This window comes from Sporosarcina sp. P16b (genome assembly GCF_002743065.1).
GTDB lineage: Bacteria > Bacillota > Bacilli > Bacillales_A > Planococcaceae > Sporosarcina.
The window spans coordinates 222,556-239,606 of record NZ_PDYO01000001.1 but is presented as its reverse complement, the minus strand read 5'-3'; the positions used below and the strand labels follow the sequence as shown (position 1 = coordinate 239,606).

Genomic DNA, 17,051 nt, shown 5'->3' with positions numbered 1-17,051 from the left:
CCCTTTCTAAAAAAAAGATTTCCAGCCATAAAGGCATGGAAATCCAATTGTTCTTTAATTAGTCAACAAACAATATGGATCAGTATTCCATGATAATTGGGATAATCATCGGGCGACGTTTTGTTTGCTGATATAAATACGAACTCAAAGTCTCACGGATCTCTTGTTTAATGTTTGTCCATTCAAATGTTTCTTTATTCACGTACTTCTCGACAATTTTAGTAATCAGTTTTGTCGCTTCTTCAAATAATTCCTCTGATTCACGTACATAGACAAACCCTCGTGAGACGACTTCAGGACCTGCAGCGATTCGTTTTTGCTTTCTGTTCAATGTCACAACGACTGTAAAGATCCCGTCCTGCGATAACAGCTTACGGTCACGCAACACGATGTTTCCTACATCTCCTACACCAATACCATCGATCAAGACGTTACCAGCCTGGACTCTACCCGCCATGCGAAGCTTTTCATTCTTGAATTCAACAATGTCGCCTTTATCCGCAATGAAGATACGGCTTTTAGGTAGACCAACTTCTTGAGCGAGCTTGGAGTGTGCAATCAGCATACGATATTCCCCTTGAATCGGAATAAAATATTGAGGTCGCATTAAGTTTAACATCATTTTCAAATCCTCAGCAGAACCGTGACCCGAGACGTGTACATTTCGTGTGGACGTCAGTACAGTCGCTCCAGCCTTTGCTAATTCATTCATCATCTTGTACATGGAAATTTCCATTACGGGTGACGGCGTGAATGTAATCAAGACCGTATCTGAACTTTTGATATTAATTTCTCTATGATGTTTACGGACGATTTTTTCCAATGCTTCTAGTGGCTCACCTTGGTTACCTGTTACAATGATTACGATATCCTGATCATCATAGCGCTCCATGTCTTTAACTGGAATTACAATATCTTCTTCCACTTGTAAATAACCTAATTTTAACCCGACCTCAAAGTAGCTTTCTAAACTTTTACCAACAACTGCAACTTTCTTTTTCTGTGCTGCAGCCTGATCTAGTACTTGCTGAATACGAATGAAGTTTGATGCATACAACGCTACTAAAATTCTTCCTTGTGCTTCGTGGAATGTTTTAAAAAGACGTTTTTCGATTACAGACTCAGATGTCGTATAACCTGGACGCTCTGCTTCTGTAGAGTCGGACATCAAGATAAAGACTCCTTCTTCACCAAGTGTAGCCATTTTCGCAATATCAGGGCGATATTTGCCTTTTGCTGCTTGGTCGAATTTGAATTCCCCTGTATTGACGATTGCACCTTCACTTGTATGGAAGACAATTCCTAAAGAATCCGGAATACTATGCGTTGTGTAAAAGAATGTCACATGCGTACGCTTGAAGTTCATTCGGCTTTTGCTTGTCACTTCGAAGAATCGGACATTAGATGGTGCCGGCATTTTTTTCAAATGTTCTTTCGCCAAAGCCAATGTCAACTTTGTACCGTAGACAGGAGCTTGTACTTTCTGTAATAAATAAGCAATAGACCCAATTGCATCTTCATGACCATGAGTTAAGAATATTCCTTTGATCCGATCTTTATTCTCTTCAAGATACGTCATGTCAGGTATTACAAAGTCAATACCTAGCATTTCCGTTTCTGGAAACATTAACCCCGAATCCATAACAAATAGTTCGTCGTCGATTTCAACGACATACATAGACTTTCCAATTTCCCCTACTCCACCTAGTGGAATCACTCTAATTAATTCATTTTGTATTTTCGTCACATTGTTTCCTCCTATATTCTATTCCCGCCCACAACGACTAAACACCATTATACGAGATAGTAGGCGTTCAGTACAAACAAAAAAAGCCGGAATGGTCGTCCGGCTTTTATTTATTACAGAATCCGTGTTCTTTTTTCAAATTTTTCAAGCGCTTCGTCGATGATCGCGGCTTCATTTTCATCCATTGCCACAAGTGGTAAACGAACGCCGCCTGTTGGTACACCTGCTTTTTCCAGCGCATATTTCACAGGCACAGGATTCGGCATCGAGAACAATGCTCTGAATACCGGTAATAATGAACGATGAAGTTCAGCGGCTTCTTTTATGTTGCCATTTTGGAAAGCTTGAATCATTTCTTGCATTTCATTTCCCACGATGTGTGCAGAAACTGAAATAATTCCTCTACCGCCAATTGCAAGCAATGGCAAAGTCAATCCGTCGTCACCACTGTACACTTCAAAATCGTCCGCGGTTCCTTCAATGATTTCTGCCATCTGCTCCAAATTTCCACTTGCTTCTTTGATTGCTTTAATATTATCGATTTTCGATAATGCAATAACGGTTTCTGGAAGCAAATTGACGATGGAACGGCTTGGAATATTATATAACAATACAGGCAATGTTGTAACGTTAGCAATTTTTGAAAAGTGTGCATACATACCTTTTTGGTCTGGCTTATTATAATAAGGTGTCACGAGCATGATTCCGTCAGCCCCTGATCGCTCGGCAGCCTTAGTCAGCTCTATGGATTCCGCAGTATTGTTTGTCCCTGTACCTGCAATCACTGGAATACGCTTATTCACAACCTTTACTACAAAATCCAGTAATTCCTTCTTCTCCGTAACAGTTAGCGTCGGTGATTCACCAGTTGTACCGCTTACGATGACAGAATCTGTCCCATTTGCGATCAAATGCTCAAGCAAGCTGGTTGTTTGGGCGTAATCAATCGTACCGTCAGGAGAAAAAGGAGTGACCATTGCTGTCCCTACATTTCCAAGTTGCACATTGACCATTCCTTTTCGTTATCATTCTTAATTCTACTTACACAATTTATTTGATAAGTGCCTCGGCGATTTGCACGGAGTTTAATGCAGCACCTTTTAATAAGTTATCCGATACAATCCATAGGTGGAATCCTTTGCTGTTATCTAAATCTTTACGGATTCTTCCTACAAATACTTCATCTTTATCTTCTGCATAAAGTGGCATTGGATAGAGCTGTGAAGCCGGATCATCTTGCAAGACAATTCCTGGGGCATTTTCGATCAATGCCTGGATATCTTTCACTGTGACGTCGTCTTGATCAATTTCAATGTAAACGGATTCTGAATGTCCGGATACAACTGGTAATCTGACACACGTTGCTGCTACTGCCATGTTTTGATCGCCGAATATTTTCTTTGTTTCATTGATCATTTTCAGTTCTTCCAATGTATAGCCCGACTCATCAAATGAATCAATTTGTGGAATCGCATTGAATGCGATTGGATAATGACGTTTTGCAGAAGCGGATGGTAATACTTCTGCTTCAATTTCACTACGATCCGTGAATTGCTTGCTTTGTTCCGCTAGTTCATCAATCGCTTCCACGCCGGCACCTGAGACTGCCTGGTAAGTAGATACGATGAGCTTGCTCAGTCCATATTGATCTTTAATAGGCTTAAGCGCTGCTACCATCTGAATGGTAGAACAATTTGGATTCGCAATGATTCCTGAATGGTTTTTCAACTCTTGTGGATTCACTTCTGGAACGACAAGTGGCGTATTAGGGTCCATGCGGAACGCGCTTGTGTTATCAATTACAACCGCTCCGCTTTTCACTGCGTCTTGTGCAAACTTCTCGGAAATACTTCCACCGGCACTAAAGAATGCAATGTCGATCCCTTCAAAAGCTTCCGGCGTTGTTTCTTGTACAACGTACGTTTTTCCACCCGCTATGATTTCATTGCCCGCTGAACGTTTAGATGCTAGTAACTTAATGGAAGTGGCAGGAAAATTACGTTCCACCAATTTCTCAAGTATTTTTGTACCTACCGCTCCGGTCGCGCCAACAATTGCAACAGTAACACTCTTCATCTATATCTTCCTTTCAATTATTAACAAGCAATAGTAGGGACAGATTGTCATGTCCTCGTCTCGTTAATTGTGATTGAACGAATTATAACATATATTGAAGAATTTAAAAATCTATTTTCATGCATTATTATGAATTATTAGTAACGGTTGTAATTGTTTACTTTCTATCGCGGATGCAACAGTAGCAGGTAATAATGAGAAATCCGATATTAAGGAGTTCGGTTTTTTTATGCAATCGTCCTGACCGAATGGAATAAAAAAGACGTGTTTCATATTCAATAACTTCATGAGATTCATTCCGTTAAGTCCTAGTGCGTCATTTGTAGAAATACCAAGTACTACCGGTTTACCATTACGCAATGTTGCTTTAGCTGCCATCAAAACAGGTGAATCAGTAGCAGCATTTGCGAACCTACTCATGGAATTACCCGTAAGCGGTGAAATTACCATGCAGTCAAGCGGATTGGATGGTCCGAATGGTTCTGCTTCAACAATACTTGTCACTACCTTCTCGCCTGTCGCTTCTTCTATTCGTTTAATCCATTCTTCACCCGTACCAAAACGCGTTGCAGCATGAAGAACTGAATGTGTAATAATTGGAACGACAATCGCTCCCTCTTTTTGCAACGAAGCGATCATCGGAAGCAGTTGGTCGTATGTGCAGTGTGAAGCAGTGATGCCTAATCCGATTCGTTTTCCTTTGAGCATTTAGTTCCCCTTTCGTCTATACTTATTCTCAAAATCGCGTCAACTAATACAGCTGCCGCATCCTCAGGAAAATGCTTCCCGGGCAATTTGAGGTGTATCGTATAGTATTCAGCGGAATTGGAATGCTTTAGGCACCCAGGTGTTGAAGAGACATCAAATACATGTAAAGTACCGCTTTGATTTGTATCGAGCCATGGGGCTGGAATAGTGTTAACTAAATAGCCATGTCTGAATGTTGTGGCATCATGGAGTTTTAGAGTGTTATATCCAAACACCTCTGCTTCCGCCAATTGTCCGTCAGCACGTGCAACGATGGTGACAGTGGCCTGCAATTGATACAATGTATGGGCAATTGCTTTTCCTACTCTGCCAAATCCAGCAATATAAAAATGCTTACCTGCAATCTGTCGTTTGGTATGTTCATAAAAGACATGAACGAATGCTTCTGCAGTCAATTGAGCATTTCTCCAAATGAATTGCTCATTTTCTAGATAATTCGTATGCGTTATACCTTTCTCAGCAAGCTCTTGTCTCCATTTCGCCGAAGTATTACCGGAATAAACAGAAGAGCCCTTTTTCAAATAGTCTACGGGTATGCTTTGTTCCATCATCAACAAAGGAAGTAGAAGATGATCAGGCTTTGTATCTATCAAAGTTTGCTTTAACTGTTCATCAAACGTATCAGAACATATATATTCACTGTCGATTCCTGATTTTACCAATAGTTCATTCGCAATGCGCAAACGCTGATCGGTGCCTACTACAAGCCATTTAGTCATATTCTTCCACTTCCTTTCTATTCAGTTCATGTGTTTTGCCAAATAAAATCCGATCTTCGCCCACCAACACAATTTCATGCCAAGGAATATATTCAATTATATCTTGATCTTTTTGCCTAAAAAGAGTTTTTCCTAATTTTTTCCGTATTTCAAATCCGATGATTGCTCCTGTTTTGCGGTCGAACAGCAAATCTGTTTCTGCCAAGAAGCCATACCTCATGCCTTCTTCTACTTGAATCAGCTCTTTTTGTGCCAGTTCTGATAATTTCATGAAAGCCCTCCCCTTTAAAGATCTCTTTCATCATATGTATCAGAGGCGAGAAGTCGACTAGTTCTGCAATTTTTTTAATTGCTGAATACTTGATTTAGGCGCGATAATGGATAGTGCACGATCACTTTCTAACATTTGCTGTCCCAGTCGATAGACATTTCGTTTTTCAACATTCTCAATATGTTCAACGACTTCATTGATCGTCTGATGTTTGCCAAGCACTAATTCATTGCGTCCGTTCCTATACATACGCGATTCAGAGCTTTCCAAACCAAGAACAAAACTACCTTTAAGTTGTTCTTTGGCATTTCGCAATTCTTTATCTGTTAGACCATCATGGAGTACTTCCGCAATGACCTGATCAATTGTACGATACGTCTCTAAAATGTTTTCCGGAGAGGTTCCGCAATAAATCACAAAGGAGCCAGCATTTTTATATGCGGCATAATATGTGTGAATCGAATAGGCTAGACCGCGATTCTCTCGAACTTCCTGAAATAACCTAGATGACATCGTTCCGCCGAGGATACTATCGAATAAGCTTAACTCGTAAATTTTATCGTGAGTCGAAGGCAGAGAAGGATAACCAAAGCATACATGAGCTTGTTCAATATTTTTTGTTTTGATGATTTGTTGTGCTGTAAAATTCGGTACTTTTTCGTCTTTTATCGAAACAGAAGCCTGGTCTTTACTTTGATAGCTTCCAAAGTTTGCTTCAATCAGCTTGATTAAACGCTCATCATAATTTCCCGCAATGGAAATAACCAAGTTTTCAGGACGATAATGTTTCACCATGAATTCTTCAACCATTTCTTTCGTAAATGACTTTATTGTTTCAATCCTTCCACCTACAGGCTTTCCAATTGCATCCTCTGAGAACATTCCGGCCCATAATCTTTCGTCCACATCTTCATCAGGCATGTCTTCAACAGAAGATATTTCATCCAGAATGACAGATTTTTCTTTTTCCATCTCTTCTTCTTTGAATTGGGAATGGAAAAACATATCAGATAAAACAGTTAATGCGTATGAAGCATGATGACTTAAGACTGTAGTGTAATAGCAAGTCATTTCTTTAGAAGTAAAGGCATTTAGATCGCCCCCAATCTGATCAAACTGCTCAGCAATCATTCGTGCACTTCTTGTGTCCGTTCCCTTAAACAACATATGTTCAATAAAATGGGCAATGCCCTCTTGCTCTTTAGTTTCATTGGCTGAACCTGCATGCACCCAGACACCGATTGCCACGGACTGTAAATGCGGCATTTTTTCATGGATAATGCGTACACCATTTGAACAATTATATTTTTGAATCACAGACTTCACTCCTTATTGTAAGAACAAAAAGCCTCCTTCGCCGCAACTTGTGCAGGAAGAGGCTTTTTTCACGAATTGATTACTCTTTGTTAGCTTGTTCTTGTTCTTGTTCTTTTTCTTCCTGAATGACTACTTTTCGTGAAAGATTCACTCGACCTTGTCTGTCGATTTCAATTACCTTTACAAATAGTTCATCATCCAATTTTAATACATCTTCTACTTCTTTCGTACGTGCTTCCTGAATCTCAGAAATATGAAGTAGGCCGTCTTTGCCCGGGAAGATTTCCAAGAATGCACCGAACTTCTCAATACGCTTAACTTTCGCCAAGTAGTACTCGCCTACTTTTGCTTCACGCACAATATTTTCGATCATATTCTTAGCTTTTTCATTCATTTCAGAGTTTGGCGACGAGATATAAATCGTTCCATCTTGCTCTGTATCGATTTTCACTTGAGTTTCTTCAATAATTTTATTAATGACTTTTCCACCTGGTCCGATCACATCACGAATCTTGTCCGGTTTGATATGGATGACTATAATCTTCGGTGCGTACTCAGATAATTCTTCACGAGTTGAAGATATTGTCGTCAACATATGATCAAGAATTTTGATACGACCAATTTTCGCTTGCTCAAGAGATTCTTCCAAAATCTGACGGGATAAACCATCAATTTTGATATCCATTTGAAGAGCAGTAATACCATTATTAGTACCTGCTACTTTAAAGTCCATATCGCCTAAATGGTCTTCCATTCCTTGAATATCTGACAGAATGGAATAGTCTTCTTCTTTTTTGATCAATCCCATAGCAATTCCAGCTACAGGTGCTTTGAGTGGTACACCAGCGTCCATCATAGCCATTGTAGAGGCACAAATTGATGCTTGTGAAGAGGAACCATTAGACTCCAATACTTCTGCAACTAGACGCATTGTGTAAGGGAATTCCACTTCATCGGGAAGCATAGGCTGTAATGCCCGCTCTCCCAATGCACCGTGACCAATTTCACGACGACCTGGACCACGAATCGGACCTGTTTCACCGACACTAAAGTTCGGGAAATTATAATGATGCATGAAGCGCTTAGACTCATCTGAACCTAGACCATCAATAATCTGATTTTCACCAAGCGCCCCTAATGTACATACACTTAGTACTTGTGTTTGTCCACGTGTGAATAATGCAGAACCATGAGTGCGAGGTAAGATCCCAGTTTCGGATGATAGTGGACGAATTTCGTCAAGCGAACGGCCATCTGGACGAACTTTGTCGACTGTAATTAGACGACGTACTTCATCTTTCACCATTTGCTCAAGAACCGCTTTCACTTGCTTGATAGTCTCTTCGTCAGCTTCGGCTTCTGTGTAATGCTCAAGTACAGCTGCCTTCACTTCGTTGATCGCTTCCTCACGTGCATGCTTTTCTTCAGTTTGGATTGCTGTCATTAGTTCGTTTTCACAACGATCTTTTACTTCTTTACTGATGTCTGCATCCAATGTGAACAATTCGATTTCGAACTTTGGTTTGCCAATTTCAGCTACAATTTTCTCTTGGAATTCGACTAATTTCTTAATTTGATCGTGACCAAACATAATTGCTTCTAACATGATCTCTTCAGAAACTTCTTTAGCTCCTGCTTCGACCATATTAATTGCATGTTTTGTTCCCGCAACGACTAAATCAAGTTCTGATGTTTCAAGCTGACTCGGTGTAGGATTGATGATGAATTCTCCATCTATACGACCTATTTGAACGCCTGCGATTGGTCCATCAAATGGAATATCTGAGATAGATAAAGCCAAAGAAGAACCAATCATAGCTGAAATTTCAGATGAACAATCCTGATCCACTGACATAACAAGTGAAATTACTTGGACGTCGTTACGGAAGCCTTCAGGGAATAATGGTCTTATCGGACGGTCAATCAACCGACTAGTCAATACTGCATTTTCTGAAGGACGTCCTTCGCGCTTGATAAATCCTCCTGGGATTTTACCAACCGAGTACATGCGTTCTTCATAATTCACTGTAAGTGGGAAGAAATCTAGAGGTTTTGGTTTCTTAGAAGCTGTCACCGTGGAAAGTACTGTTGTTTCGCCATAGCGGACAAGCACCGCACCGTTAGCTTGCTTTGCAAGTTGGCCGGCTTCGATTGTAAGCGTACGTCCTGCCCAATCGAGTGTATAAACTTTTTTCTGTTCTGACATTGTAGAACTCCTCTCTATTGTATAACTGTATACATCTTGTATGTAATTATTCATAGTGTATCAAACGTGATACATATATGCGAAATATTTCATCTTAATTCCATAGAAAAAAGCGGGCAAAGCCCGCTTCTCAGTCTTATTAACGGCGTAAGCCAAGTGATGCAATAAGATCACGGTAACGTTGAACGTTAGTTTCACGTAGATATCTCAATAGACGACGACGTGTACCAACCATTTTGTACAAACCACGACGTGAGTGGTGATCTTTCTTGTGAGTACGTAAGTGGCTGTTCAGGTTATTGATCTCTTCAGTAAGGATAGCAATCTGAACATCAGCAGATCCAGTATCATTTTCATGAGTCTTGAATTCGTTAATCAATTCAGCTTTGCGCTCTTGTGTAATAGCCATCCTTTTCACCTCCTAAATAAAAGTATCCCCGTCCCCCGAGCAAACGTTGGTGATTCGTGTTGCCAAGAAGAGGTTCGTGTAATGAACACTATTGTATCATATCACGGCATTATGTCAGTTGCAACAACCAACTAGTCGGTTAATAAGTCCTTTGCCGTTTGCTTGTCTTTTCCAATTTGCATTTTTAATGCATCAAGTGAATCGAATTTTTGTTCCGAACGTATACGGTACAACCATTCAATTGCCATTTTTTGTCCGTACAGATCCATATTGACGTCCAGCAGATGTACTTCAGCTGTAGGAATTCGATGTTCTGGATCATGAAATGTTGGCTTTACACCCATATTGCAGACACCGCGGTACCATGTATCTCCTATCAGGCAACGCACGGCATACACACCACTAGCGGGAACTACATGTTCTTCGGCAGTTTGGATATTAGCTGTAGGGAAACCTAACTGACGTCCCCGTTTTTCTCCATGTATTACTTCACCCATTGTACGGAATGGACGACCGAGAAGTATCGCTGCCGCTTCTACATCACCATTAGATAATAGTTGGCGAATTTCCGTGGAAGATACTTTGTTGTCTTGATTGAAAGTCACTTTAGAAATAACTGTTGTCCCAAACTCACCTTCCGATAGCTCCTGCATATCTTTCATCGTCCCAGAACCCTTTGAACCAAATGTAAAATCGAAGCCGGCCGTAACATGTTTAACACCAAGTCCTTTGATAAAGATATCGATAAATCTTTGCGGTGAAAGACTAGCCAATTCCCAATCAAAACTGACGATGAATAGGGTATCCACACCAAGAGATTCAAGCACCCTGATTTTTTCTTCAATCGGTGTAATATATCCAACATTTTTTCCTGAAAACAACTGTGATGGATGGGGGTCGAACGTCATGACAGCTGTCTCGATCGATAAATCATCTGCAACTTTTTTAGCACTGCGAATGACTTCCTGATGTCCTTTATGTACACCATCAAAAAATCCGATAGCTAACGAAGAAGCAAGATGTTGTCGAATATTTATCGAATCCGGATACCGTAATCTATAGATTTTCATTTCTATCTCTCCTTACTCACTAGCTAGCAGCATTTTTTCCGGTTTCATTAAACCGGGCTTTGTTGGATGTTTTTGATAGATTGCCAACACACGACCTTCGAACATCATCATGATAGAAGGGTGATTAGTTAGCAGTGGTACTGCGGGAAGCACTTGACCATTTCGTATAGATTCCAATGATGCTGCATCGATTTCAAGTTGTGGAAAATCAGTCAATACATCTTCGATAGGACGCAAAATTGTCTGTACTTGATCTAACTCCATCACTTGTGCTACTTCTTCGAGAGTTTTACAATGTGATTCGTCAAAATTACCCGAAACAGTTCGGACTAAGGAATTCATATGTGCTGGATATCCAAGCAGTTCGCCAATTTGCACAGCTAACGTTCGGATATAAGTTCCTTTACCACAACGTACTCTAATGGAAAACATTACTTCTTCGCCATTAAAAAGTTGATCTTCAGTAAATAAATCCATTTGATAGATCTGCACTTTACGAACAGGACGTTCTACATCAATGCCTTTCCTCGCATATTCATACAGACGTCTGCCGTTTACTTTTACCGCTGAATACATAGGTGGGATTTGAGTGATTTCACCTGTTAGTTGCTCTAATGCTTCTACAATTTGATTCCTAGTGAATTCTTTCTGTGTTAAATCACTTATTACAGTCTCGCCTTGCGCGTCTTCGGTTTCCGTTGAGCGCCCTATAGAAACGGTTGCGATATACTCTTTACCTGCATCTGTAATATATGAAGCGACTTTTGTGGCTCTTCCTATACATATAGGCAAGACACCTTCTACTTCAGGATCCAACGTGCCTGTATGTCCGACTTTTTTTGTCCGTAATATCTTTCGTAACTTAAAGACACAGTCATGCGACGTCATACCTTTCTCTTTCCATAAAGGTAGAATACCGTTCATCTTACCCCTTCTTCCTAAATTCATTCAGAAAAACTTGCTCTATGTAAGAAGGGAGGAAGTCATGCCGCCTAAGCGACTATGAACTTCCTCCTCGTGTTTATTGTTCATTTTCGTCTTTTACTTTGCGGATCAAACTTTCAATCCGATTACCGTAAGCGACTGATTCATCGATTTCGAATTCAATTTCGGGTGTTTTGCGAAGGCGGATTCTCTGACCAATTTCTGATCGAATGAAACCTTTTGCTTTGGAAAGCCCAAGTAACGAATCTTCCTTTTCTTTATCCGTTCCTAGAACAGAAATAAAGATTTTCGCTTGTTGTAAATCTCCAGTTACATCAACACCGGTCACCGTCACAAATCCGATACGTGGATCTTTCAGTTTTTGGCCGATAATATCGCCCAATTCCTTCTTCATTTGCTCTGCTATACGATTAGCACGCACTGACATGGCAATTCACCTCGTTCTTTGCTCATAAGTAGTCAACTGTACACGTAGTCATTTCCCAATCAGGATTGGATTCAAACAGACGAATCGCACGTCTCACTTCCCGTTCCGCGGCGTCTTTGGAAGATGCCACGGCAACTAATGCGAATGTAGTACGTTGCCATAGATCTTGATGATCGATTTCTGCAACCGATACATTATAGGAGTTTTTCACCCGATCCCTCATCCTATTCAAAACGGCTCGCTTTTCTTTTAAAGAAGCCGCTGCTGGGATGTAGAAAGAACATTCCGCGTAAACAATCATACTCTTTTAATTTCTTCCATAACGTACGCTTCGATGATATCTCCTTCTTTGACATCATTGAATTTTTTAATTGTAATACCACACTCATAGCCTTTTGCAACTTCTTTTGCATCATCTTTGAAACGCTTCAATGTATCCAATTCGCCTTCAAAGACTACAATGTTATCGCGCAAAACACGAACGCCAGCATCTCTTGTGATTTTGCCATCGATTACATAGCTTCCTGCAATCGTTCCGATCTTAGATACTTTAAATGTTTCACGAACTTCTGCCTGACCTATTACTTTCTCTTCATACTCCGGATCAAGTAGGCCTGTCATAGCTGATTCGATTTCTTCAATTACTTTATAAATAACACGGTGCAGACGAATATCTACGCCTTCTGCTTCAGCGGCACGTTTTGCATTGGTATCAGGACGTACGTTAAATCCAATAACGATCGCGTTAGATGCAGCTGCCAAAGATATATCGGACTCATTGATCGCCCCTGCGCCAGTGTGGATAATTTTTACATTAACGCCTTCTACTTCAATCTTCATTAGAGAAGCCGCCATTGCCTCAACCGCACCTTGTACGTCTGCTTTAACAATTAAGTTCAATTCTTTCATTTCGCCTTGTTTCATTTGATCAAACAAGTTATCGAGTGTTACACGTGTTTTCTCCACACGCTGTTCTTGAAGCGCTTCTCCAGCACGTGATTCAGCGATTTGACGAGCCGTTTTTTCATCCTTAAATACGACGAAACGGTCTCCTGCAAATGGAACATCACTCAACCCAGTAATTTCTACTGGTGTTGAAGGACCTGCCTCTTTTACGCGACGACCAAGGTCACTGACCATTGCACGAACACGACCGTACGTATTCCCGACAACAATTGGATCTCCTACATGCAATGTACCATTTTGCACAAGCAAAGTAGCTACAGAACCTTTTCCTTTGTCGAGTTGCGCTTCAATTACAGTACCTCTAGCTCTAATGGAAGTATCAGCAGTAAATTCGCCTACTTCTGCAACTAATAGAACCATTTCGAGTAACTGATCAATTCCCTCACCTTTTAGTGCAGAAATTGGTACGAAAATCGTATCGCCGCCCCAGTCTTCTGCGACTAAACCGTGTTCAGTTAATTCCTGCATAACGCGGTCAGGATTTGCAGAAGGTTTATCCATTTTGTTAACTGCAACAATGATTGGAACTTCTGCTGCTTTTGCATGGTTGATCGCTTCAATTGTTTGTGGCATAACACCGTCATCGGCTGCTACAACTAAGATTGTCAAGTCCGTAACTTTCGCACCGCGCGCTCTCATCGTTGTGAAAGCTTCGTGGCCTGGTGTATCAAGGAATGTGATTTTCTTGTCGTTAGCTGTAATTTGGTATGCACCAATATGCTGAGTAATGCCACCCGCTTCACCTTGCGTTACTTTAGTGTTACGAATAGAGTCAAGCAACGTCGTTTTACCATGGTCAACGTGACCCATAATTGTGACAACTGGTGGTCTTTCTGTTAGTTCACCTTGTACTTCTTCTTCCTCTTCAGGATCTTCGAAGTAGATCTCCAAGTCTGTTACGTCAATGCGGATCTCTTCTTCTACTTCCACGTCGTATTCCGCACAAATTAACTCAATTGCATCTTTATCTAATTCTTGGTTAATGGTTGCCATTACACCAAGCATGAACAACTTTTTGATGATTTCAGAAGGTTCTTTACCTAATTTTTTAGCTAGCTCACCCACTGATAATGACTCATAAAAAGTAATTTTATCCGGTAATGGTATTTCAATCTTTTGTGCAGGTACCGCCGGACGGTATCTACGGCGACCTTGATTAATCCCGCGTGCTGGTGGTCTACCACCGCGCCCCCCGCCTGGACGTCCACCTCCGCCAGCTGGACGTGCTGAACCTGCACCCTGCTGACGTGGTGGTTGCGAGCTACCCGCTTTCGGTGCGGATGTAGATTGTCCTTGAGGACGAGTGGAAGCTGGACGGTTAGATCCGCCTTGGCTACTTGCAGGTCGGTTAGTACCTTGCGCGCCAGTTGTTTTATTTGTGTTGTTTGGACGATCAGTTCTCTGGTTTGCTGGTTTGCTCGCTGGCTTAACTGTAGCAGTTTTCGCCTCTGGCTTTTTAAGATCACCAAACTTCTCATCTAATTTTGCAATAGATACTGGATCCAGTTCTTCCATATGGCTCTTTATTACAATATTACTTTTACTTAATTCAGCAGCAATATCTCGACTTGTTTTGCCTATTGATCTGGCATATTCATGTACTTTCATTTTCGTCATTAGCCCACCTCCGATTAAATTCATTGAGAAGCTCGGATAACTTTTTTGCGAATCCTTTATCTGTTAGTGCCAAAACGACTCGAGCTTCTTTTCCAATTGCATGCCCGAGTTCTTCACGGCTTCCAAATACATGCTTCTCAACGTTGTACGTATTACATTTATTCGTTATTTTTTTCATAGTGTTCTTTGATGCATCATCAGATAGGATAACCAGATGCGCTTCGCCTGCACGAACTGACTGTACGACTAAATCTTCACCCGTTACAATTTTACGTGCACGTGCCGCCATACCAAGCAATTGATAAATAGGTATCGAATCTTTTGTCATTTAATTGCCTCTCGACGAATTGCATGCAAAAGGTCTTCGTATACTTCTTCCGGTACTTTGACATTCAATTGATGTTCAATCGAGTGTTGCTTACGTGCTTTTTCTACGGCATCCTCCGTTTTGGAAACGTATGTACCGCGGCCTGACTTCTTTCCTGTCAAATCCACGTATACTTCGCCTTCTTTCGTACGGACAATTCGAATCATTTCTTTTTTAGGTAACATGTCACCAGTCGCTGCACATTTACGCAAAGGGATTTTTCGATTGTTCGCCATCAGCATGCAATCCTTTCCAAATCAATCTTCTTTGTCTTCATCTGCGTATAAATCAAAATCTTCAGCTGATTCAGCTGGCGTTTCATCTTCATACTCATAAGCTTCTAGGAACTCATCTGCACTACCATCTACCTCTTCTACTGGCACTGCAAGAGATTCCTCACGGGGATAGATCCCTAATTCTCTGGCATCCGTTTCACTTTTGATATCAATTTTCCAACCCGTTAATTTAGCAGCCAATCTTGCATTCTGGCCTCTTTTCCCGATTGCCAAGGAGAGTTGGTAATCTGGTACAACAACAGTAGTAGAACGCTCTTCTTCATTTACTTGTACATCAATAACTTTTGAAGGGCTTAAAGCATTTGCGACGAAGATGACCGGATCTTCAGACCACTCTACGATATCTACTTTTTCGCCATTCAATTCGTTCGAAATAGTTTGGACACGTGCTCCTCTTGAACCTACACAGGAACCTACTGGATCCACTTCTTCGTTTGTTGTATAGACAGAAATTTTTGAGCGATCGCCCGCTTCACGTGCAATCGATTTGATTTCTACTGTACCATCATATATTTCAGGCACTTCAAGTTCAAATAAACGCCGTAATAGACCTGGATGTGTTCTGGAAACAAAGACTTGAGGTCCACGTGCTGTTCTTTCTACTTTTGTAATGTATACTTTGATGCGATCGTGGGGTGCATATGATTCTGTTTGAATTTGTTCGCTTGACGGTAACACCGCTTCCACTTTCCCTAATCCAACGAATAGGTTTTTCGGATCCATACGCTCTACGATTCCGTTGACGATATCTTCTTCACGATCGATATACTCTTCATAGATCAAACCGCGTTCAGCTTCACGAACACGCTGGGTTACAACTTGCTTAGCAGTCTGGGCAGCAATTCGTCCAAAGTCACGCGGTGTGACTTCTTCCTCAACGACATCATGTAGTTCATATACTGGATTGATGAGTTGTGCATCTTCCAATGAAATTTGTAATCGCTCGTCTTCTACTTCTTCTACTACATCTTTACGTGAATAGACAGCCATTGTGCCTTTGTTTAAATTCAAGTCCACACGCACGTTTTGTGCTTGGTTAAAATTTCGTTTGTACGCTGTCACAAGCGCTGCTTCAATTGCATCGACTATTACGTCTCTTGAAATACCTTTTTGCTGTTCAAGAGCTGTCAGTGCGTCGAGTAGCTCACTACTCATGTTCATCACTCCTACATTCCAATTGTTGTTGCTCTTGGTTCCTCAGTCACTAGCGCAAGGCTAGACAGAGGTTGTTTTTCGCTTTAAAAATCAATTGCCAGTCGTGCGAATGCAATTTTTGTTTTGTCAATTTCCACTAGTACTTTTCTCGTCTTGATCCGTATTTCCACTTTTGCATGTTCCGGTCCGTACCCGAGTAAATACCCCTCGAATTCTTTCATTCCATCAATCGGTTCATACGTTTTGATGAACACGTATTGGCCCACGGATTTTTCAAAATCTTCATCTTTTTTCAAAGGTCTTTCCGCCCCGGGAGAAGACACTTCAAGGAAGTAATTTTGCGAAATCGGATCCACAACGTCTAGTTCCTCGCTAAGTTTATTACTGACTGCCGCACACTGATCTATGTCAATATTACCTTCAGGTGTATCGATGTAGACGCGTAAAAACCAATCGCGACCTTCTTTCAAGAACTCAACATCAACCAGTTCAAGACCCAATTCTTCAACGATCGGCCTTGCTAACTGTTCGACTTCCTCTATAATTTTACTCATATGGTATCCCTCCCGAAATTCAAAATAACAACAGAAAAGAGCGGGAAGCCCCACTCTTTTCCGCAAGACGTATAGCAAAAGTTGTTTTAATCGTATCACAAGGCCATTTACAATGCAACTGAAGCAACCGCTGCAAGCCCA

Annotated in this window: 18 protein-coding genes; all 18 read right to left on the bottom strand. The window is 41.0% G+C overall.

Going from position 1 to position 17,051, the window contains the following annotated elements; translation table 11 throughout:
* Positions 1-79 precede the first annotated feature (79 nt).
* Positions 80-1,747, bottom strand: coding sequence for a ribonuclease J (locus CSV77_RS01205; protein ID WP_099635967.1), 1,668 nt, complete (start codon positions 1,745-1,747; stop codon positions 80-82).
* 113 nt (positions 1,748-1,860) lie between these two features.
* Positions 1,861-2,751 (bottom strand): 4-hydroxy-tetrahydrodipicolinate synthase, encoded by an 891-nt coding sequence (gene dapA / locus CSV77_RS01200; protein WP_483315659.1) that lies wholly within the window; start codon positions 2,749-2,751, stop codon positions 1,861-1,863.
* 46 nt (positions 2,752-2,797) lie between these two features.
* Positions 2,798-3,823 (bottom strand): aspartate-semialdehyde dehydrogenase, encoded by a 1,026-nt coding sequence (gene asd / locus CSV77_RS01195; protein WP_099630961.1) that lies wholly within the window; start codon positions 3,821-3,823, stop codon positions 2,798-2,800.
* Positions 3,824-3,940: 117 nt separating this feature from the next.
* Complete coding sequence (locus CSV77_RS01190) at positions 3,941-4,531, bottom strand: dipicolinate synthase subunit B (protein WP_099630960.1); 591 nt, start codon at positions 4,529-4,531, stop codon at positions 3,941-3,943.
* Positions 4,504-5,310: a hypothetical protein gene (locus tag CSV77_RS01185; protein WP_099671987.1), complete on the bottom strand. Its 807-nt coding sequence runs from the start codon at positions 5,308-5,310 to the stop codon at positions 4,504-4,506. Before CSV77_RS01185 ends, CSV77_RS01190 begins: the two co-directional genes overlap by 28 nt.
* Positions 5,303-5,581 carry a YlmC/YmxH family sporulation protein gene (locus tag CSV77_RS01180; protein WP_099630958.1) on the bottom strand — a complete coding sequence of 93 codons (279 nt, stop codon included), beginning with the start codon at positions 5,579-5,581 and terminating at the stop codon, positions 5,303-5,305. The genes CSV77_RS01185 and CSV77_RS01180 overlap by 8 nt, the downstream gene beginning before the upstream one ends.
* Positions 5,582-5,638: 57 nt before the next feature.
* Positions 5,639-6,898, bottom strand: a complete 1,260-nt coding sequence (locus tag CSV77_RS01175) for a M16 family metallopeptidase (RefSeq protein WP_099630957.1) — start codon at positions 6,896-6,898, stop codon at positions 5,639-5,641.
* Between the two features lie 79 nt (positions 6,899-6,977).
* Positions 6,978-9,104 (bottom strand): polyribonucleotide nucleotidyltransferase, encoded by a 2,127-nt coding sequence (pnp, locus tag CSV77_RS01170; RefSeq protein WP_099671986.1) that lies wholly within the window; start codon positions 9,102-9,104, stop codon positions 6,978-6,980.
* Between the two features lie 139 nt (positions 9,105-9,243).
* The gene (rpsO, locus tag CSV77_RS01165) at positions 9,244-9,513 is read right to left on the bottom strand and encodes a 30S ribosomal protein S15 (RefSeq protein WP_083035469.1); all 270 of its coding nucleotides are present in this window, start codon (positions 9,511-9,513) and stop codon (positions 9,244-9,246) included.
* 131 nt (positions 9,514-9,644) lie between these two features.
* The gene (gene ribF / locus CSV77_RS01160) at positions 9,645-10,583 is read right to left on the bottom strand and encodes a riboflavin biosynthesis protein RibF (protein ID WP_099671985.1); all 939 of its coding nucleotides are present in this window, start codon (positions 10,581-10,583) and stop codon (positions 9,645-9,647) included.
* Positions 10,584-10,595: 12 nt separating this feature from the next.
* Positions 10,596-11,507: a tRNA pseudouridine(55) synthase TruB gene (gene truB, locus CSV77_RS01155; protein ID WP_099671984.1), complete on the bottom strand. Its 912-nt coding sequence runs from the start codon at positions 11,505-11,507 to the stop codon at positions 10,596-10,598.
* Between the two features lie 97 nt (positions 11,508-11,604).
* A complete protein-coding gene (gene rbfA, locus CSV77_RS01150) occupies positions 11,605-11,955 on the bottom strand; it encodes a 30S ribosome-binding factor RbfA (RefSeq protein WP_099630953.1) in 351 nt (116 codons plus the stop codon).
* A 22-nt stretch (positions 11,956-11,977) separates the two neighbouring features.
* Entirely contained in the window at positions 11,978-12,256 is a 279-nt protein-coding gene (locus CSV77_RS01145) for a DUF503 domain-containing protein (RefSeq protein WP_099630952.1), read from the bottom strand.
* The gene (infB, locus tag CSV77_RS01140) at positions 12,253-14,538 is read right to left on the bottom strand and encodes a translation initiation factor IF-2 (protein ID WP_099671983.1); all 2,286 of its coding nucleotides are present in this window, start codon (positions 14,536-14,538) and stop codon (positions 12,253-12,255) included. Before infB ends, CSV77_RS01145 begins: the two co-directional genes overlap by 4 nt.
* Entirely contained in the window at positions 14,516-14,866 is a 351-nt protein-coding gene (locus CSV77_RS01135) for a YlxQ family RNA-binding protein (RefSeq protein ID WP_099671982.1), read from the bottom strand. Before CSV77_RS01135 ends, infB begins: the two co-directional genes overlap by 23 nt.
* Positions 14,863-15,141: an RNase P modulator RnpM gene (gene rnpM / locus CSV77_RS01130; RefSeq protein WP_099672233.1), complete on the bottom strand. Its 279-nt coding sequence runs from the start codon at positions 15,139-15,141 to the stop codon at positions 14,863-14,865. Before rnpM ends, CSV77_RS01135 begins: the two co-directional genes overlap by 4 nt.
* A gap of 21 nt (positions 15,142-15,162) precedes the next feature.
* Positions 15,163-16,356, bottom strand: coding sequence for a transcription termination factor NusA (gene nusA, locus CSV77_RS01125; protein WP_099630949.1), 1,194 nt, complete (start codon positions 16,354-16,356; stop codon positions 15,163-15,165).
* A gap of 83 nt (positions 16,357-16,439) precedes the next feature.
* On the bottom strand, positions 16,440-16,910 hold the full coding sequence (gene rimP, locus CSV77_RS01120) for a ribosome maturation factor RimP (protein WP_099630948.1): 471 nt from the start codon (positions 16,908-16,910) through the stop codon (positions 16,440-16,442).
* Between the last annotated feature and the right edge of the window lie 141 nt (positions 16,911-17,051).